3 protein-coding genes and 1 other RNA gene are annotated in these 22,942 nt (G+C 43.8%); 2 read left to right on the top strand and 2 right to left on the bottom strand.

Features of this window, described 5'->3' with window-relative positions:
- Window positions 1-180: 180 nt before the first annotated feature.
- Window positions 181-888 (bottom strand): CBS domain-containing protein, encoded by a 708-nt coding sequence (locus tag LBN07_01650; GenBank protein ID MDR0850167.1) that lies wholly within the window; start codon window positions 886-888, stop codon window positions 181-183.
- 200 nt (window positions 889-1,088) lie between these two features.
- Here LBN07_01650 and ffs point away from each other — a divergent pair.
- Both ffs and LBN07_01640 read left to right on the top strand, forming a co-directional pair.
- Window positions 1,089-1,352, top strand: an RNA gene (gene ffs / locus LBN07_01645) — signal recognition particle sRNA large type.
- Window positions 1,353-1,423: 71 nt separating this feature from the next.
- On the top strand, window positions 1,424-2,986 hold the full coding sequence (locus LBN07_01640; protein MDR0850166.1) for a dihydroxy-acid dehydratase: 1,563 nt from the start codon (window positions 1,424-1,426) through the stop codon (window positions 2,984-2,986).
- Window positions 2,987-3,219: 233 nt separating this feature from the next.
- Here the strand turns inward: LBN07_01640 and LBN07_01635 are convergent, their stop codons facing one another.
- Window positions 3,220-22,788, bottom strand: coding sequence for an InlB B-repeat-containing protein (locus tag LBN07_01635; GenBank protein ID MDR0850165.1), 19,569 nt, complete (start codon window positions 22,786-22,788; stop codon window positions 3,220-3,222).
- Window positions 22,789-22,942 lie beyond the last annotated feature (154 nt).

Here is a 22,942-nt window from a genome sequence, read left to right as displayed (position 1 = left end):
TACTTACTGGTTAGGTTCACCAAAGCGGCTATCGGGTGATATTTTATGCAGCGTTTTATTGTGTTACACCTTATCACAACTCTCTAAAAAAACTCTCTGCAAAAAACTTGTCCCAAGTCACTGCCTTTAAATATTAAGTTATCCAAATTATACTATCAAAGTCACACGCTGTCAATCATTTTAATAGTTTTCAAGGATGGCATTCATATCCAGCACATCACCCGTAGTAATGATGCCGAGCGGCATTTCATTATAGCTACCCCGCTCTGTTATTATTATTGCCAAAAGCTTGCGGTCTATATAAAACAAATTCAGAGCCTTTTCTATTGTAATTGTTTTGTCGGCAACCTTAAAGTATTGCCTTTCATCCTCACCCGGCAAAACTACCTTTATGGGTGCCCTCAAACAATCCTGAAGGTTTCGGTCGTTCATTTTTTGACCGATATACTTTATTATATGGATAGGTCTTACAATCCCAATAAGCTTGTTGTCCTCATAAACCGGCACATTGCTAAAACCCTTTTCAGTAAAGTCATTGATAAGCTGACTGACGGGTGTGCTGTGTTTTTCGCAGATAACAGGCTTTTTAGCCACCTGCTCAAGCGCTGTAGGAGGGGTTTTTATGAGCTTTGCAATCTTTTCAAAATCCTCAACTACCTCAGCATGGGGTTCCGCAATCACATAGTCAGGGTTGGACTTATGCACAATAGAATTCCGAAGCCTGCCATAATCAATGAGCACTTCTTCATATTTTCGCACAACGGCATTAAGCGTTACCGCCTTTCTTATCATATCAGCAAAGGTAATATTGCGCTTAAAGCCGTATATTGTGCGCAGTGAATAATCTATTTCATTATATGCCATAATAAAACGCTCGGCATTTGTCATAGTCCCCTCCACATAATTATTTAGGAATATTTTACCATAAAAAAGGCAGAACGGCAACTCTTTTGAATAAATCCGAACAGTGAGTGTAGGCGTCTTAGACATAAAAAGCATAAATTTTAATCAAAAAATTATTGGTAAATTTGCTAAAAATACCACTTTTGGGCTTGCAAAATCTTCAAACTTCATATATACTATTAGTACCGTGCTAGACGGGGAGCCAGCGGTGCCCTGTAACCCGCAATCCGCTATAGCGGGGTTGAATGCCTTTTTCGGCCTTTGCGTGGAAGCAAGCGCCATATTTAGGGTGCTGAAATCAAGGTCTTATGCAATCGTTAACTGTGAATCGTGTCAGAGCCTGACCGCAGCAGCACTAAGCGGACCTAAAGATGTGCCATGAGGTTGCTTTGATGGAGCCTAAAATATGGTTTACTACTTTCATCCGATTGTCAACAAAGGATGCACGGTATTTTTAAAATCACGCAAGCACTTTTTGTGCTTGCTTTAAATATTAAAACCTTTTCTATTCGGGGGGCTTATGATTAAACTAAAGGCAAAAAATATTGAGAATATCGCTGAGCGTGCCAAGGAGCGAATGCTTAGCAATCTTAAAGAAGGCGCTAAAATCGGCGTTCTTGTGGGCATTGACAACCTGAGCGGGTCATATAACTATAGCCTAAAGCTTGCCCATGATTTGGCACGCGAAATTAACCGACCGGGTATAGAATGTGAAATCATACCCTTCCCCATCATTCAGGATAAGTTTAAAACCTACACCGATGAAAGTAACTTTATTGAGGTGTTTAAAGAACAAACCGCCAACATGAGCGAGCTTATTATAAGTGAAAAAAGCTTTGACGGCCTGGTGATAGTTTCCAGAGGAATTAGCAGTATTGCAGGTCTCATCAAAGGTGCCGTCAGCGTAAATGTTCCAACTATGGTGCTCAGTCAGGGCCCATCAAAAGAAGAAAAGGGAGCGGCTCTGAATGATCTTGTAACAATGGTGGGAAAAATTGCCATCGGCAAAAACAGCGTGTTTGACCTGAACAATGCAGAAGAGACCCAAATCGGCTATTTGGGCGACGGAGTTTATCTCAACACTCAAAACCTATTTAATATAATCCTTGAAAGCATAGGCCTTATGGTTGAAGGCGGTTCCACTGCCCCGGCGGGCTCATTCAAGCGGGCCGGAATTGTTTCAAAAACTGCCGAAGCAATTGTATCGCTTACCCACTCGCACACAAGCATAAAAAAGCTGCTTAACAAAAAAACCATTCAAAACGCAATTATTACCAACTACGCCTTGGGCGGCAGTATGATTATAGGCGGTATATTACTTGAACTTGCTAAGCTTGCTGACGCTGATATCAACACCGAAAAAGCAATCGGGCTTATCAAAAACATTCCTGTTTTGGTGCAGCCAAATATGCCTATGAGCGATTTTGAAACAAAAGGCGGCGCCTACGGTTTACTGAAAGCCATGACAAAAACCAAAGCTGTTGACGAAGGCGTAAAATTTTATAACGGACAAACTCTAAGTGAAACCATCACAAACGCCAAATCAGCATTTGAAACCGTTAAAAAAGAAAGTCTTATTGTGCTTCGCGGCAACATTGCCGAGCGTAACGGATATCTTAAAACCACTTCCATTCCCGACGGCATGACTAAATTTGTGGGCAAAGCCCGATGCTTTGACAGCGACCACGACGCGGCCACCGCTGTGCTCGAAAAGACTCTGTCCAAAAACACCGTAATAGTGCTTTCGCGCAACGGCAAAAAGCTGGGCTTCGGAGGTCAAATAATTTCTGAAACCGCTTGCGCTATTTCGTCCATGAACCTAACAAATGATATTATTGTTGTAACTGACGGCGTTATGTGCGATGAGCACAGCGTGGTTGTTGTGGGAGGTGTTCGCCCTGAAGACGCCGGCGGCATTATATATGTGCGCGACGGCGACGAAATTGAGCTGGACTTTGCAAAAGGCCGTATAAACGCTGATGTAGCCAGCAAAGAATTTAATAACCGCGAAAAGAAATATGTGCGCGAATATCAAGTAGTCCCCAACCACATAAAACACTATCTTAATGATATAAACATATAAATTATATTTCCGTCATTGCGAGAAGCTAAGTGACGAAGCAATCCCTTGGTTAAATTACAACAGAACCTGCTTACAAATCAAGCAAAACATAATATAGACTTACATTCTACACTTAGTTAAATTATAACAATGCCTAATATAAGTAAATATGATTATTATAGCACATTTACATTCTACACTTAGTTAAAATAATAAACTAAAAAACCGCATTTGTTTGCGGTTTTTTTAGTTAATCAAAGATTTATTTGCATTGCTGGGCGATAACAATAGTATGTATCAAAAACCTGCGCCGATCCATACCCCATCATATAAAAAATATCAAACAAATCAAGAAACTGCCCAAAGGTCATACCGGTAAAAAATGTTTCCAAGTCACCAATATTAAATAACCCAAAACCAAGCCCGCTTACCGTTATTTCTCCTAATCCTGTATTGTTTCTGAAAACTGTCACCCCAATGCCTGAAAAGGACATTGCATTTATTTGTGCCAACTTGGCCTCTAATTGTTGTTGTTCCAGCTGAGTCAGGGGTTGATTATAGTTTTCATAAACAGCCACTAAAAGAAACCCTGTCATTTCTAATCGTTCCTGTTGTGCTCCTTGCAACAGCGCAAAGTCTGTCGGATAAGTATTCTGAGCCCACACCCATGGCACCCACGAAGTAAACTCATCTGCACTCGGAAGGTAAAGATAATCATATGTCTCATAGCCCGCCGTTACAACGCCGTAATAGGTGTTTGATATCTGACTATAATTTATGCGCTCTCTTTCAAGGCTGCTAAACGCCTCATCATAAAGTCCCGCTCCGCTGAAGTCAGGCATTGGCATTTGCAAAAATGTTGAAGAATTTCCGTTGACATTGCTCATATCAAATCCGTTTAGATATCCTCTTACAATACTGTTCTGCCACATGTCTCCCCAGCTCGCAGGATATGTATCATCCTGTTGGAACATAATTCCACCAAAAATTCCTCTTTCGGCCACAAGCTGCATCTTGTCTGCTGTTCCTGCGCCCTCGGGGTTGATATTAGTCGGCAATTCATTCCAATTAGTGATAATCCACTTAAGCGGTTCAACTTTAATCCAAACTATTTGCTCACTCCATGTGTTTGGCAGCGCATTTGGTACTTCACCGTTGTCAAACACAATTAACCATTGTCCGCAATTCCATTTGAGCACATACTCCTGTTCATTAAAGGTATATACATAAAGCTTCTCATCGTTATAAGGGTCAGTGAAATACTTACCGGTTTTGACAAGCCCTGCAGCAGTTCCTGTCGGGGTAACAGTAGCATCTTCTACATTTTTGTTACCGCCTCCACCATAAGCTGGTCCCTGCTGAACATACCCAACCAGTACATTATTAATTGCACTGCCTGCATACGACTGCGGATATTCCCCATACTCAATTGTGTGATATCCGTTGGGGCTGAGATGTATGCCATTTGCCCCCGCTCCCCACCTAAACTTAACGTTCATTGCGGGGCGGATACTATCAGAAAGAGTTGAAGGTGTATGGTCAAAAGCAGGGATATTACCTGTATAGTTTACGAAATGTACAGACGAAGAACTCTTTGCTGATCTCATCCAGTATGTGCCACTAACATTACCCCCGATGGAATTAACTGATGCTTTGTTAGATTTAGCATAGTCTGTTGGTTCTTTTTGACGAGATGCGCTGCTACCAAACAACCACCTCCACGTAGAATAATTGTTAAACATTTCATAACGACTTGGCAAATATATTTTATCTGTTGTATCATATGCGCTGCCCGCACCTGTGGGGCTGTCATAGCCCGTGCCTATGTTGTCAGTATTTGCCAAAGTCGTGTCTGCGATAGCAAGCTTTGATGACGAACCGAATGCTTCATTAATAAAGCCTTTACCTGTGAAATCTCCCCCGTTTGGCGCGCCGTTTGTAGGCAGATTATTTACATTAGTGCCATTAAGCCAGCCGCGGATTGTCGAATTCTGCCACATTGTACCATTAGTATCTGCATTATTGGGATAAAACGGTATATTTGCTATAATTAAGTCTTCAGCATAAAATTCTATTGTGGTTGCTGTGCTATCGCCTGACGGATTAATTGTTACAGGAAGTCTATCCCAATTCATAATTATCCATTTGATTGGCTCCACTTTAAACCAGTGTATTGTACCCGTTGCACCAATTACAGTTCCGTCACTAAAAACATAGGCCGTATAATTTGGAATAGACGCTACACGCACATACCTCTTGCCATTCAATTTATACTCTTTATTAAGTTTTTCAGTATAACCACTAGCAGCTGTTACACTATTTGCACTATATGTTTTGCCGGTTTCGGTCAAACCTGCTATGACACCGTTTGCATTTATGCTGCCGCCTGTGATACAGCTTTCAAGCAAGGCATTGTAGACAGGCTTAGTCGTATCCGTGCCCACAAAAGTCTTGGGATATTTACCAAAGCTTGCAGTGTGATAGCCCATCACGGGGTCATATCTGATATCGTATTCCATTTGTGGTGTGAAGTCAAACCACAGTCTGGGGTTTTCGCCTACATTAAAGTCCCACACGCAAACGTCGTCCTCAGTGCCATAAATCCCGTCAGGGCCATAGTCTTCAGTCAAAATGTCGTCGCCCGTGCCATAGATGCCGTCAATCCCGGCGTCAGTGCCAAAATACTGATATATACTGCCAAGTGTGCGGTCAATCTGCATCTGCCCGGCGCTTATCGGCGCCCCCGCAATGTTACCTGCAAAATAACTGCCGGCTATACTGTCGGCTCCTCCGCTCAGGTGATACACATTGTTTGTATTAATAGTGTTAGTGCTTGCTATTACGTGGCCTACGATGTTTCCCGTTCCTACAGGCATATTAAAGCAGTTTATAACATTGCTCAAATTAAGTGTTCCATAATATGCTTGACCCAAAATACCGCCCTTACGTTGGCCCGAGACTCCAATTATCTCACCCAAATTTACCGCTTCTCTTATGGTTAAGATTTCAGCATATTGTGCACTACCGCCGCCTGTTCCTGCCATAATTCCGCCTACCGTGTAGGCGCCACTTCCGTAAATAGTTCCGCTGTTTTGTGCATATTCAATGACAGAGGTTGGATTGCCGTTACCGCCATACCTTACACCGGCTATTCCGCCAATATATCCTGAACTTGTTAAATTGCCTCTGTTTTCAACCCTGCTAATAGTAAACGAAGAATTATAAAGATTTGCCAAAATTCCACTAACAACGTTTAAACCGGTTATATCGCCTGCGTTATATGAGTCTTGAATTGTTATGGCAGCGGCAGTTGCTTTCCCGACAATTCCGCCAAGAATACCTTCAGATAAGTCAGAATAAATATCCCCCTTGTTCACGCCTTGAACAACAACATTCCCTGCCGTTCCGGCTATTCCGCCAATACCCATTGCACTTCCTGAAATTGATGTGTTTCCTGTAGAATAAATATCTGCATTGTTTATGGCATTGATATTGGAAAGCAAGTGCCCCACAACGCCTCCTATAGCATAACTGCCGGCACTGCCTGAAATCAAAACATCACTTTCAAATGTAATGGCTGTGTTGTTTTCAATTCCCGCAGAAACCGTTATAGTGTTAGTAATATAACCTATAACGCCTCCAACATAACTAGTTTTTGACGGTCTCTTTACGTATATACTGCCGCCCAAAGTGCCTGCTGATATTTTTGCATTTGTTGTTAGATATGCTGCGACGCCCCCTACATACAAATTATCTCCCGTTTCAGCGTCAACAATCATGTTGGGAGTTATATTACCTTTAATTACAACGGTACTACCATACGCATAACCTAACGAACCTCCGACATACAAGTTTCCCGTGGAAGATGAATTATATATCTCAATTGTCCCGCTAAAGTCATTGTTAAAGTCTGTTAACAGTGTCGCACTTTGATATCCCAAAACACCGCCAACATAAGTGTTTGTTACAAGAGTTGTACCTTTGCTGAGCGCTGTGCCCCACAAAATGCTGCCGGTGGATTTATTTCCCGTGTAGGTTGTATCAATCTGCTGAACATCCCCAAAACCCAATATTCCGCCGATATATGTCGCAGAAGCACTGCCGCTGAGGTTTATTGTGCCGCTGAATATGTTATCCATCATATATACTTGATGAGAGCTATATCCAATTATTCCTCCTACGCTTGTCAAACTATAACCCGACGGCAAATTTATGGTGCCGTTAAATATATTATAACTGAGGGTGCTCATCCCCGAAACTGTCTTGCCAAACAATCCTCCAAGATATGAATTATTACCTACAGTCCCGCTACCGTTAAACACCACACCGGATGTATTATATGTTATCGTAGTATAATTTGGATTTCTGATTGGTGACCATCCATCTGTTACCGTATAACTAAACACGCATCCATTAATAATAGAAGTCGTACTTGAAACATAGTCAAATATCCATGTCTGGTTTGTGCCCAAAGTGTACCCCTGACCGTAATATTTGCCATAGAAATTTATGGTCATTTTACTGAAAAGCGTCATGTTTGCCGTTTGATAATAGATAAACTTGCCGCCATTGGTGGTGTTCAGAGCATACTCATCCCCCAAGTTATCAAGATGCTGAACAAGATATACGTCAAAGTCAGCAGCTGTGGCAATTGGTTGAAGATAGTCTCTCCATATAGGATATAGCGTAACCGTGCCGCCTTTGGTTGTCCAAAAGTCGGGGAACAGCGTCAAAATGGGTTTTGACGCGCCCGTATACAGGCTGGTTTTGTCAATCCAATTAGCTTTGTCAGCTATTGCCGCGGCATAACTTGCATACGGCGTAAGCGAATAATACATTACGTCAGAATAAGCCTGAAAGCTTTGGTTTGTGCCGCTACCGCCGTTGTTTCCGGCTGCATTGGTCAAAATCGTCTGCGTCTGCATTCTTCTGTAACCTGAGCCCGCTGTCACGTTGTTGGGTATGGTCACATTGTTTCCGCTGGCGTTGTATGTAAAGTTTATAGTGCTTGGCATCTGCATTGTTGTGCCATCACTCTCTTGATAAGTCTGCGGAGCAAAGTTTACTGAGCCCAACATCTCCGACCACTGTGCCTGCAAAAGATAGTTTCCATATGTAGTGCCTTTAGTATACGTCCATGGGGCATCCACATTTAGATTTCCCACAGTAGGTTTAACGCTTACATTCCAGCCGCCAAATGTGTAGCCGCTGTTTGCAATCTCAGTGTTTGTAGGCATAACGGGAGCATTGCTAGACATAGTAAAGGTCCTATAATATTTACCGTTATATGGTGCTGCAGAAGTGTTATCAATTATCCAGCTATTGCTGCTCATAAAGCTTGAGTCAAGCGTGCCGCCGTCAGCGTCAAGATATACACGCCAGTTAACAGCCTGACCCGGATTTGCTGATAATGTGAGAGTTGCACCGGCATATATCCACCTTCCGCTTGCATCAGTATACCCTGCAACATTCGGTATAATCGAGCCGTCACCGTTAAATATTTGTACTCCGCCTGGAATGGTAGACCATCCTGTCAACATCCATCCACCACTACTATTATCTATGCCTACCTTGCTGGCGCTTGTCGGAGTGCCCCAACCAAAGCTGTCCAACACCATATACGGAACTTGCTGAATTGCCGACAGGTCAGTGCCCATGTTTATTGTTTTGGTCGCAATCCAAGCAAAGCTGCCAACTGTCCAATTGGGGTCACTGCTTATTGTCATAGTAGAAATTTGAGTATTAAATGTCACCTCAGTAGAAATCTGTGTCCACTTAGCATAAAGTGTAATATCTGACGTGAAATCAGTAGCTCCAAGGCTGGAAATCGCGCTGCCGCCGCCGTTTGAAGCCGTGAACCAACCATCAAAACTAAAGTATGTCTTGCTGGCACTTCCCAAGGTGGTAGGTGTGCCATAAGTATGGGTCACGGGTGTAACACCTACATGCGTGCCGCTGAATGCGCTGCCTCCCACATCAAGATAAGTAATATTATATTGCTGAACCGTCCACTGAGCAGTAAGCGTATAACTTCCGTGAGTTTTTCCGCTTATAAAGTTCCACGGGTCATTTACAAACAGATTGCCCGCTACTGTTACAGCTGTGACCTTCCAGCCGGTGAAAGTATAGCCTGTTTTGGTTGGAGCAGCTAAACTCACGCTTAAATCATCAATATAATATGTTGTCGGGCTACTTGGTCCGCCCGAGCCGCCGTCCAGGTTGATTGTCAAAGCATATTGAACAGGTGTCCACTTTGCATAAACAATTGAGTTGCCGTTGGCGTCAAGTGTCAAGTTTGTGTTGTTATAAACCGTAAGATCAGTCACCTGAGTACTGAGACCAATTTCCTTATACCATCCGCCGAAGATATATCCCGTTCTGGTAGGAGTAATCAATGTTCCAACTGCGCTGTCATAAGTCACAGTCTTGTTGTGCATCACCTTGTTGGGCATACGCTTGGCCGGATCGGTACTACCATCAACGGTTGTCCCGTCTCCCAATTGACCGCTGGTGTTTAACCCCCATGCCCACAAGTTGCCTGCTGTGTCTATGGCTAGGCTGTAGGACTGACCACGATCAATAGACACCCACTGCGTGTTGTCTGAGTTAGTTATTTTCACCGGGCTGTGCCTGTCTGTTGTAGTTCCGTCTCCTAATCGACCGTAGTAATTTGCCCCCCAAGCCCACAAGTTGCCTGCTGTATCTATTGATAGACTGTGGTAAGAACTCGCACCAATAGACACCCACTGCGTGTTGTCTGAGTTAGTTATTTTTACGGGGCTGAGCCTGTCTGTTGTAGTTCCATCTCCCAATTGACCATAGTTATTATACCCCCATGACCATAAGTTGCCTGCTGTGTCTATAGCTAAGGTGTGGTCTCCATTTGCATTACCCGCTGTACTGACTAACACCCACTGCGTGTTGTCTGAGTTAGTTATTTTTACCGGACTGTGCCTGTCTGTTGTAGTTCCATCTCCCAATTGACCACAGTTATTCCTACCCCACGCCCACAAGTTGTCTGCTGTATCTATAGCAAAGGCGTTATTAAAACCCCCAGCAATCGACACCCATTGTGTGCCGTCAGAATTGGTAATCTTTACGGGGCTGAGCCTGTCTGTTATAGTTCCATCTCCCAATTGACCATAGTTATTATACCCCCATGACCATAAGTTGCCTGCTGTGTCTATGGCAAAAGAGTTTCGAGCGCCTCCATCCCCAAACACCCACTGCGTGTTGTCTGAGTTAGTTATTTTTACGGGGCTGTGCCTGTCTGTTGTAGTTCCGTCTCCCAACTGACCTTGGCTATTCAACCCCCACGCCCATAAGTTGCCTGCTGTGTCTATGGCTAAGGTGTGTCGTTGCCTACTACCATGTACCGACACCCATTGTGTGCCGTCAGAATTGGTAATCTTTACGGGACTAAGTCTGTCTGTTGTAGTTCCATCTCCCAACTGACCGTAGTTATTTGTCCCCCACGCCCACAAGTTGCCTGCTGTGTCTATGGCGTGTGTGTTATCATAACCCCCAACAACCGACACCCACTGTGTGCCGTCATCAAAATAAAGAATATAGCTGTTTGCCGCCCACACTGCTGTAAGAGTTATGCCAGCGTCACCCGTAAGGATTGCACTTGACAGCTCATCAACTGTCTTAACCACTCCCACAGCATAAGTGCCTGCTATTGAGCCTGTTCCGCTCACCGCCCAACCGGTGAAAGTATATCCTGTGCGGGTATAGGGGTTTGCCGGCATAGTTACATTGCCGTTATATGTTTGACTTGTGGGGCTGACAGGGTCGCTGCCTGACCCGCCGCCGCTGGCGTAACTTATTGACAAAGTATTGACTGTCCACTGAGCCGTCAGTGTATAACTTCCGTGAGTTGTGCCGCTTACAAAGCTCCACGGCGAGCCAAAACTGAGGTTACCCGCAACACCAACTGCCACAGTTGTAACCTTCCATCCGGTGAAAGTATATCCGTCCCTAGTGGGCTCAGTAAGCGGAACGCTTAAGTCATCGATATAATAATTCACACTTGCACCCGGTCCGCCGTTGCCGCCGTTGAGTGCTATGGTAAGTGTATACTGAATGTGCGTCCACTTTGCATAAATGGTCGAATTTAAACTGCCGTCTAAATTAAAGTTGGTGCTGTTGTATATTGTTGATGAGGTGATTTGGTTTACAAGTCCTGCCTCTTTAAACCATCCGCCAAAAGAGTATCCTTCACGCGTGGGTGAAGGCAACGTTCCAACAGCCTGACCATAAGTTACAGGCTGATTTGACGCACCGTCTCCACCGGTTGCACCGTTATAACTATAACCAAGCGTATAGCCATTTGCTATCCACCCCGCCTTAAGGGTAACGGTGCCCGCATGTAGCCATTTTTTAAGGTTGTCATTTGCAGTAAAGCCTGCTTTGTCATTCTGCAAAATACCTGTGGGGCCAAATATCAACAAATCACCATTGACAAGGTCCTCATACCACCAGCCCGTAAAGGTATAGCCGGAGTTTTCTATAAAACTAAGCCCATTGCCCAGCAGGTCATCATACGGCACATGATAGCTTCCTACATATGCATTATCATAAGTCATCGCCTTTTGCCATTGGCTACCAATATAATACCAATCGCCGCCTGCGGTTATCGTTCCGCCGTCGGGGTTAAGGATTATGATATAAGTATTCGCCGTCCACTGTGCTTGCAAGGTATAGCTTCCATAAGTAACACCATAAACGAATGACCAATTCTGACCAACGCTTAAATTCCCGTCACCAGATTTAGCCGTAATTTTCCAGCCATTAAAAGTATATCCTGTTCTGGTAGGATTGCCAAGAGGTATACTAGTGCTGTTAATATAATATTGTACACCATTTGATGGGATTCCTGACCCACCATTAAGGTCACGATATAAGGTATATTGTATAGCAGTCCACTTAGCATAAACTGTTGAATCTAAATTAGCATCCAAATCAAAATTGGTGCTATTGTATGTTGTTGAAGAAGTAACTGCAGGATTAGTTAAGGCCGAAGTCTTATACCACCCGTCAAAGTTGTAACCTGTTAAGCTTGGGTTTGGCAGTGTACCGGCAGGGTCATCATAAATTACACTCTTGCTTGTCGTCGACCCTCCTGTTATCTTGCTACTGTTGCTTACCGTTCCTGCTGCACTCAACGCTATTTGCATAGCCGGACGAATACCAACATAAGTGTTATGGCCATGCCCTATAGAACCATCTTCTCTTACATAAAAAACAGTCATTGTTCCATTATTAGAAGCCGTACGCATGAAATAATAGCTACCGCCCTCTGCTCCTACACTATTATAATGAGCTTTTGCGTAGTCAGTTGAAGTATTTATTCTCGCCATTTTGTTATAAAACAACTCGCTGTATTGCTCGGTAATTTCATAAGCACTTAGACAATAAATTTTATCGATTGTGTCATATGCGCTGCCCGCACCTGTGGGGCTGTCATAGCCCGTGCCTATATCATCTGAATTTGCAAGAGTTGTATCTTCAATAGCAAGCTTTTCCGCCGGACTAAACGCGTCATTAATAAAACCTTTGCCCGTAAAATTTCCCCCGCTTGGAGCGCCGTTTGTGGGCAGATTATTTACATTAGTGCCATTAAGCCAACCACGGATTGTCAAATTCTGCCACATACTTCTATTTGCATCACTACTGTTAGGATAAAACGAAATTCCTGACATAATAGTATTTTCTACAATCAATTCTACAGTTGTAGCAATTCCGCTACCGTTTGGATTGATTGAAGCAGGAAGCTCTGCCCAATTAAGGATTATCCACTTAATAGGCTCAACCTTAAACCAATAAATCGTGCCCGTTACATTCATAGTAGTGCCATCACTGAATGCATATTGATTTCCGCTGTTCTGCCGTATAGACGATACTCGGACATATCTCTGCCCGCCCAATTGATATTCCTTGTTAAGTTTTTCAGTGTAAGCTCCACTTGTTACACTATTTGCCGACCATGTTTTGCCGGTTAAAGTCATACCATTTAAAAGCGTAATACCGTCGTTATAAGCTGTTTCAAGTTGTGCGTTTAAAACATCCCCGACATAAGTCTTAGGATACTCTCCATATTCAATAGTATAATAACTGTTGTCATTATAATCAAAACTGAGTGTGCCGCTGTTGGCTGTCCACTGAGCAGTCAGCGTATAACTTCCGTGAGTTGTGCCGCTTACAAAACTCCACGGCGAGCCAACGCTGAGGTTACCTGCAACCGTCACAGCGGTAACTTCCCATCCATCAAAGGTATAGCCTTCTTTGGTGGGCGTGCCAACACTTACTTGAGCGTCGGTGATATTATAATTTACTGTTGGCGAAACTCCGGAGCCGCCGTCAGCGTTAAGTGTCAGGGTATATTGTGAGTTGTTCCATCTAGCATAAATTGTGGAGTTTAAGTTGCCGTCGGTGTTAAAGTTGTTGTTGTTATAAACCGTAAGGTCAGTAACTTCTGTGATAAAGTCAGACTCCTTATACCACCCTTCAAAGCTATAACCCGCCCTGCTAGGCGTGGGCAGTGTGCCCACTGCACTGTCATAAGTTACCGTCTTGCTTGTAGTCGAGTTCCCCGTTATGTCACCAATTCCCACAATACTGATATTAAGTGCGGGGCGGATACCGTAGTACAAACCGTATGGATTAAAATAATTCATAAACGCACTACCCGTACTGCCAACAAAGCTTACACCCGTAGATGAATAAGCCGAACGCAGCCAGTAGTAACCATAGCCGTAGTCTGCTCCTAATGTGCCATATACATAAGCGTTGTGAGATTTAGCAAAGTCAGTTGAAGCGTTCCGGCGTGAGGCATTGCTGTTAAAGATTGAGTAATATTGGCTACTTACACTAGTAACATCGGCATAGTTAAGCAGATAGATATAGTCATTAGTGTCGGGCCCGCCGGCGGCATTTTGTCCATTGTTCACAAGGCTTGTGGTCAGCTGTATTCTGCTCTGTTCTGTGCTGCTAAAGGCGTCGTTCATAAAACTACCTTGGCTGGTGAAGTCTTGTGCCGCAGGGGCTCCAACCGGATTAACACTGCTTGTGTCAATGCCGTTCAGCCATCCGCGAATTATACTATTCTGCCACATTGTTATGTCAGTATCAGCGTTATTGGGATAAAACGGAATACCTGACATTATGGTATCTTCTGCCACTAATATAATAGTTGTGGCGGTACCACTACCCAAGGGGTTAATTGATGTGGGGAGATCATCATAGTTAGCGATTATCCACTTAATGGGTTCCACTTTAAACCAATAATATGTGCCCGTTACGCCCATGGCTGTTCCATCACTGAATGCATATTGATCTCCAGAAGAATACTTAATAGACGATACGCGTACATATCGTTGTCCATTAAATCGGTATTCTTTATTTAATTTCTCAATATATATATCGGTGCTTCCCGTAATGCTATTCGCCGAATAAGTTTTGCCGGTCAGTGTCATGCCATTTTGAAGAGTACCGCCGTTATAGGAAGTTTCAAGTTGCGCGTTTAAACTATCCCCAACATAAGTTTTGGGATATTCACCAAATTCATAGGTGTGATAGCTACCGGCATTGTTAAGGTTGCCGTCGCCATAGTCAAGGTTAAGGGTGAAATTACCCGCAGCCCACTGAGCATAAAGCGTAATGTTGGAGGCTTTAAGCCATCTATATGACGCGTCACTATATTGGTCGCCCAAGATGTTTATATTCGGGTTAAGCTTTCCGGTTGTGTCAAAAATCTGGGTGCCGCCTAAGGCCTGAGTATACCAACCCAAGAAGTTATACCCTGTTTTGGTTACACCGTTGTTGTTATAAGGCGCGAAGCCCGCAGCATTATAAATTGTATAATATCTAAGGTCTTTAGTCAAAATTCCGCTGCCAAGCGTCCAGCCGCTGTAAGCTCCCACCGCACCGGTGTTGGGGTCAAGCGTCACGGTATAATCAGTTTGTTCCCACACCGCATAAAGCGTGAAAGTGGCACCGTTAATAAATTGTCCAGAACTTGCACCATGTCCGGAAACATATTGAGGCCCATAATGTGTTATGTCAGCCACAGATGCCTCATCCTCAAGTCTGCTGTTTGCATTATTAGCTATACTACCCCACAATGTATCTTTATACTGCACTCTGGTCCAGCCTTTAAAGATATATCCGGGCAGTGAATATGCATTTGCCGAAATTGTATCAACAAGTGGGTCTGCATATTTATGATTGCTGTTTGGCATGCTGCCTACGACAGCCCATGTTGCCGCTACCGGCTTGTTTGAATTATATACAATTGTGAAGTTAGTCTGTCGCATCGTTGTGTGATATTTTCTGGTTTCAGCAGTCAGAATGGGATTAAACTGAGGCGTAGTCAAGGTGTTGAATGTCCCTCCAAAAGTATAATCCACAGTTTCACCTTCAAACCATGCTTCGGGGCCGCCGTCTGTATAGCCTCCTAATAATACATAGTAAAGGTCAAACCATTCTTCTATATATACTGCATTAATTTTATAGAACATCTCCTGCGGAGTATCTGTTGACAGCAATCCCAAATTCAAATAACTGTCATACACCATTAATTTATCTTTTGCGGTTGGCGCAGAAGCAACATCTCCCGCCAAACTACTAAGGTTTATGCCCGTTAACTGTTTAAAGTCCATTAATGTTTTCGTCATGCTAGAGACTGTTGCATTGCTAAGAATATCGTCATAGATTTCTATATCTGAACCATGGTTCCACACTTCATAATATCCATAAAAAGCCACAACGTCTAAGAAAGTAAATTCAGTAAGACCAACCGGTACCACAATAGTACTGTGAACACTCCACGGGCCCCCCCAAGAGACTTTATAAAGCTCAATAGTAGCAACTCTAGCCTGAGTTATCCAAATAGCATAATATGTAATATCACTACTGTCGCCGGGTATATAAATATTATCACCAGAAGCATGCCCTGCGCCCTGCACATATTGTCCGGTCAAAACAGTTTCAAGCATTATCAAATAGCGCGAAACACTATTGCCAACAAAGCCGCTGAGCGAGCTTAGTGTGCCGTCAAAGTCCATATCTATATCCCAATTTTGTTGAGTGTGCCAGCCATAGAATGTAAAGCCATATCTATATGCATTTGGATAATAAAAACCATAACTCATACTGTTTGTATCTATGTCAGTATACGCATCCGCTCTCTTATTAAACGTCCAAACAATGTCGGCAGCACCGCCGCCGTTTGACTTAAAGGTAATGGTAAAGGTGTCTTGTATCCAGATTGCATACAACTGAATTGCACTTGTGCCCACTGCAATCGGATCACCTGTAAAGTATCTTGACACACCAAGTCCTGCGCTGCCCGTTGGGTCATCAGAAGCGCTGGTGCTCCAGAAAGCAAATCTAAAATAAGTCTGACTGGGCGTAAACGGTGTTGTCAAATCACTGTTGTCAGGCAGATTGTAGTTTTGATTTTGAGTAACCGTCAACACCTCAGGCGTCTCAGCAGGCATTACTCCGTTGTTGGGGTTAAGCGTGATTGTGGTGGTATTGAGTTCCCAAAGGGCGTACCATGAATACCCACCTGCTATCAATACAGCCGAAACAGATGGAAAATTCCAACTCAGTTCCAGAGCTGTGGCTGTCAATCTATAAACACCACTATCAAGCCACATGGCATGTGAAACACCGCCACCTGCTGAAATTCCGGCAGAGCCCTTGCTGGTTTGATACCACCAGCCATTAAAGGTGTAATTAGTCTTGGTGAATGTGTTTGCTGGGAAAACATAACTCGCACCAGCACCGTTTATGGGCACAACCATGCTGATGGGTGCAGTGCCGCCGTCCGAACCGTTGCCGTTAAAGATTATAGTAATTGTCTTGTATTTCATAATTGCATAAACGGTTGTGCTGCCGCTAATTGTCAAAGTTTGACCGGAATAATATTTAACCCCGCTGCCGTTTGAATTAAGACTATAGTAGTCAAACTCAACAAAGTCACCGCTGAAGCCATTGGCGGGGATAATAAACCCGTAACCGTAGTATTGTGAATATCCCGCTCCGCCATTGTTCATAGTGCCCGAAGTATTTCCTAAAATTTCATAACCGTCAGCATCATATTGACCTATTGCAAAGGTGATATTATATAGGTTGGGTGTCCAATAAGCATACAAAAGTATACCATCAGTAATAGTGAAAGTATCATATGCCTCAAACTTATTGGTTGATGGGATAGACGCCCAATCCGTAGCATTAGCATATTGTGCAGTTACCCAGCCCACAAAAGTGTGGCCCGTACGGGTCCAGCCCAGATATGCATCATCAATATCTTTTACGATATAGGTGGCACCCGCAGTTCCGTTTGCTTCATAAAACTGCCCCGAACCATTGTTAGAATAATAGGTAATCGTTTTTTCTTCACCCTGCCACACGGCATACAAATCCATGTCGCCGCCGGGTGTAAATGTGCTGTTTAAAGCTTTGTCAACAGGACCGCCGGATGTATAGCTCCAACCAATTAACTCAAAGCCCTCTCGTGTGAAGCCAAAGTCAAGCAGGGTCACACTCTGGCCCGCAAAAAGCGTGCCCACCCATATCTCACCCAAAGGCTGACCTGTCTTGCCGCCCTCTCCGTGATAAGTTATGTGAATTTCATTTGCGCTCCACACTGCAGTAAAACTCATGCTACTCGTAACAATAAATGCCGTATTTATGTCGTAGGAAGTTCCGCTGCCGTCTATAAGTCCCACAAGTGTGTAGTTTGTTCGTGTAAGGGCCATAGTACAACCGTTTCCAATAAGGTCAGAAAACTTTAAACTAGAGCCATAATTACACATCATTAAGAGTGTATCTGAATTATTATGTGCAAAGGTTCCGCCGCTGCCATAGACTACTATTGACATATCATTTGCTGCCCACACCGCATAAAGCGTAACATTTGTTGTTAGGTTGGTCAGCTCATAAGTGGAAGTGTTGCCGTCATCAATAAACCAATACTGACTTGGAATTAATGCAAATACAGCATCTTTGTAAGATGAATTATTAGTCCAACCTTTGAAAACATAGCCTGTTCTAATCGGAATAAATGCTATAATCGAGTGGTCGCCGTCATAGTCAACTATTATTTGAATGTTGGGCGATGACGCGCCGTTCATATTATATGTAATTATAATCTGCTCCGCAGCCCAAACAGCATAGAAAGTTACGCCGCTCATAATAGTCGGGCTGAGTGTTTCATCAAGTCTAGCCTCGCTGCCGGCCTCAAACAGGAGGTCAATTCCTTCCTGATAACTGCTCACAAGGCTCCAGCCTCTAAATGTGCCGTTGCCAAGAGACGAAGGAACAGTAAAGGCTCCCTGCCCTTCAAAGGTATAATTTTCACCGTAGTTTCCGCTGACAGTCCTGGTTGAAGGTGAAGCATCATTATCGCTGTAAGTTATGGTTATGGCCTTTCCTGTCCATGTGGCATAGAACCACACTTCAAAGCTTCCGGCTGTATCAGGTCCCAGGCCATTTATTATATACCCATCCTGATAAACCGCAAACGGCTGTACTGCCATCTTCCAGCCGGCAAAATCATAAAGAACCAGACGCGCGTCGTATATTCCCAAATAAGATAAATCAAGAGCTTCAACTCCGGCGATATCTAAAAGTGTATAATTGCTACCATATGCTGCAGTTGTTTCAAGGTCAACATTGGTGTCAAGTATGTCACTATAGTGCACTGTCAGCGTTTTTGGTGTCCAGCGTGCATAAAGCTTGATAACACCGCCTGTTATGGTAAGTCCCGCAGTTTTAGGGCTGACTGAGGTGCCGTTTAAGTTAGCACCAAGAGCGCCGTCTGCATTATCAGCAATACCCCAGAAAGTATAATATTGGCTCGGAACATTAAATACATTGTTTATCGAAAGCGAACCGTCAAAAACAACTTGATATTCAACATATCCAAGTCCCCCTGAGGTTGCGCCGCCGTTGCCTTCAATGCGGATAGTTACGGTATCCGGCAGCCACACGGCATAAATATATGTGTCAGAGCTGCTAAGTCCGTTGTCAAGCACCAAGAAATCGGTTCCTGCATCAAATATACTGTTTATAGTGGTAAAACTTCCGTTGCCCCATATGTTGATTGCGTGGTTAGGTGAACCTACTCCCAAAAGCGCCTGAAGCGCAAGACCATATACTTTTGCGTTGTCCACACCAAAGGCATCCAAATCAACAATCCCGCCGCTTACAAAGTCGCTAAAGCCCCAACCCACAAATGTGTAGCCGATTCTTGTTAGCCCTGCTCCGTTCGGAAGGGTTATAATGTCACTATAATACGAACCCATAATGTTAGATACAGAGCCCGTGGTGCCAGCACCTAGGTTAAAAATAATATTTCTTGTTTCTGCCTGCCACTGAGCAACATATGCGGTAATGCTTCCGCCGATGACCAAAATGCCGGTTTCTCCTGCATTATAAAGCGTAGTGCCGCCGTCACTGCTCCAGCCCAAAAAGCTAAAACCTTCTCTGGTTGGTTCCAAAACAGGCAGGTCAACCAAGAAGTCAGGTCCGGACGGGGTCAAAGAGCCCTGCGGTATGCTGGAATATCCCGGAGTTCCGCCGTTGCTGTCAAAGTCAACGCGGGTTACGCCCGTGTTTGTCCACGACAATATAAGTTCAATATCACCGGTCACACCTGCAATGGTGCCGCCGTTAATATATATGTTGCCTACAATATCTCCCGCCACAACCTCAAAGCCTGCATACAACTGACTGGTCAGTGAGAAAATCGGTCCGCCTGTGTGGGTCAGGTTTGGCAGAACTATTGAGCCGTTATTGGCAACATAATCTACAAACTCCTGACTGCTCTGCTGCTCTAAAGTTATCGGATCACCATTAATTAGCAGTCCGCTCAGACTTGCAACATCACTCAAATCTATTGTTATGGTTCTAATTGCCGGAGTCCACATTGCATACAATGTCATATTTCCGGTTATCAAAAGCGTTGAGCCTATAGCGCAACTGTTTCCAAGCCCTGTGCTTCGGTCATTCCAGCCCGCAAAGATATAGCCGGAGTTAACAAAACTCATACCCTCCACTTCATATTGGTCGCCGTATCTTATTGTTGAGCCGCCACCGCCATGATTAGTTATTGTAATCTCAGTGCTTGTGCCGTCGTTAGCAATATAAGTTACAGTCTTGGCTTTGGGGGCCCAAACTGCATAAAGTGTGAAGTCAGAAGTAAATTGTATATTATTCAAAGTTCCTGCTACATAACTATCCCCAAGTCCGTCAGTCTGAGTGTTCCATCCTACAAAATCAAAGTTGGGGTTGGTGAACCCTGAACCGTTTTCTATGACAAGACTGCCGTTATAATATCCTATACTCGGTCCTATCACACCGGTAGTGCCCTCTTTGTTTGCGTTATAATAAACAGTCATCAAACTTCCTGTCCAGATAGCATAGAAGGCTTTGTCTGACGTTGCAAAATATCCAAACCCTTCGGCAAAAACCTCGCTTGAGCCTACAACTGCGTTTATGTTTTCACTCCAGCCCGCAAACACATAGTTTTGCCTGCTAAAGCCATTGTTGGGCAAATATGAAAATTGCTGATATGCCGCAGAAACATTAGCAACCGAACCTGTGACATTGCCTAGTCCACCCTCAAAACTGAAAGTCAGTGCGTTTTCGGCATAAACCGCCCAAAGCGTAATGTCCCCATATTCGGTTATGTCAATCTTACTGTCGGGATTATTAGGATTTAGTGTATCAAACAATGCATAGTCCCGCCCGGTGCCGTCAGCTTTGGTGTTCCAGCCAATCTGGTGCCAGCCGTCTTTTTCAAAACTGATATTTACAATTGTGATTGTATCACCTTCATATACAGACTCACTTTCACCGGTTAACCAATATGTGGCATCATAATGGGTAATAAAACCTTTTGTACTGTCCCCTACAAGTGTGCCGCCCAAACCGCCGTTATATATCAGGGTACGTTCCTGCCCCTGCCATTTTGCATAAAAACTATTAAGGCCCTCAGGCATCGTCAAGGATGCGCCCGGAGCATATACCGTACCCGTTCCGTCTGAAGCGGTGCTCCAGCCATGGAAGTTATAACCATTTCGATAAGGTATTGAAATCGGCGCATAAGTAAGATATCCCGTAACGTATGTATAGTCCGCCGGTGCCCATGTAGGATCGTCGGCATTAGCCACAAATCTCAGTCTGTTTCCGCTTACAGCAAAGTTAAGATAAAGCGACAGGTCGCCCGTTATCTCAATCTGGGTTGCGCTGCTGTATGTTTTTCCGGGCTCATCGTGCTGCCTGCTGGCTCCATAAATCACACTTGGATAGCCTTCGATATAGACACCGTCAAACCACTTGTTATAATCACTGTTTGAAAGCGTGCGTAACAAATCATTTGACAAGTTTAGGTTTGAAGGCAATATAAAGTAATTGCCGAAATTCACTTGAACGGTATCAAATCTTATGTCCGCCATATAGCCGGATTCAAGCAGATAGAGGTCCTTAAACTTAACAGTTTTTAAATTCCCCTCCCACTGCGCATAAAGTGTAAAGCTTGAGCTTATGTTAAAGGTGCTGCCCTCAGCATAGCTTGTGCCCAAACCGTCTGGTTCGGTGTTCCAGCCCGTAAATGTATAGTTAGTTTTGCTGAATATTGACGGTTTAACGGTAACCAATGTGTCATAAGCTCTGGTTTCATACTGCGTTATTCCGCTGGTAGAGCCGTTGCCGTTATAAGTCACAGTATATTGCTTTCTCTCCCAAAGAGCGTTAAGCTGAACGGCCGTCCCGGGCATAACATAGGTGCTGGTGTATACCGTGTTAAAATCGTCGTCCCTAATCCAGCCTGCAAAGTCGTAGTGCGGATAGTTAACACCATCACTCTCAGCCGTCGGAAGTGTAAACACATACCCTTCAACAAACTGAAGTGAAACATAAGGACCTCCTAAAGATGATAAATTCCAATTAAGCGTTACCTCACCGCTGGGGTTACCCCATTCTTCATTAAGCGTAATTGCCAAAGGCAGTCCGTTTATAATTTCCTTGTCAATTATAGAGCCGCCTGCATAAACAGTGCCGTCACCGCCTGCTATGGTATAGCCCAAAAACACTTTGGTGTAGTCTTTGTGGTGAATACCTGTTGTGTCAGGCACAACAAAATCCTCGCTGAAATATGCCGTAAACTCAGTTTCGTTTATTATCTGTCCGTTTTTTCGGGCATCCTGATAATTAATGGTGACCGATTTTGCTTCGCCTCTATATTGAGCATAAAAAGTTATACCGCTAAGAGGCATATTTACCCATTCGCCCAAAGAATAGAAATAACTGCCCTGTTCGGGTAGTTCCGTTCTGGTATATCCGATAAATTGATAGTTAGTTCTAAGGGGCGTATCCGTCGGAATTTGAAAATCAACGCCAAAGTCTCCTGTCAGACTTTTGAAGCTGTCACTTGGCAAAATTCCACTGCCCGTATAGTTATATTTAAATTCGGCCTGATATTTGTTGCGGATAAGGCGGCCGTAGATGTTGGTGTTTTTGTTTATGGGGTTAGAAAAATCATACGGAACGGTATAGGCTTCATCTTGATACCAATTGTCAAAGCTGAACCCCTGTTGCACCTCAATCTCTTGAGGATTTGGCCGCTCAATATAATCGCCCTGCTTTATTTCCTTGGTAATTTCACTTCCGCCAATCAAAAGCTTTACCGTTATGTTTTGCGGCCTTGATACAGTCAGCAAAACAGCCGTAAGCACAGCTCCCAAAAATAGCAAGATAATAAGCACAACTGCAATAAAGGTCCGTCTTACTTTTATCTTTTCATCAGCCATAATCCACACCTCTTTTATCCTAAATCCGCGCACACCGCCCAAAGCTTTAAGCGGCTTTTCTATAGTTAGAATAATACTTATTTGTAGTATACCAAAAAATACCCTAAATTAGCAAATTTTTATACACATTTTTCACAAAATCTTTAAAAGACTA

It is taken from the genome of Christensenellaceae bacterium (genome assembly GCA_031260975.1).
Classification (GTDB): Bacteria; Bacillota; Clostridia; order Christensenellales; family UBA1242; genus JAISKJ01.
The sequence above is the reverse complement of the archived record's forward strand: the minus strand, read 5'-3'. Positions and strand labels throughout refer to the sequence as shown.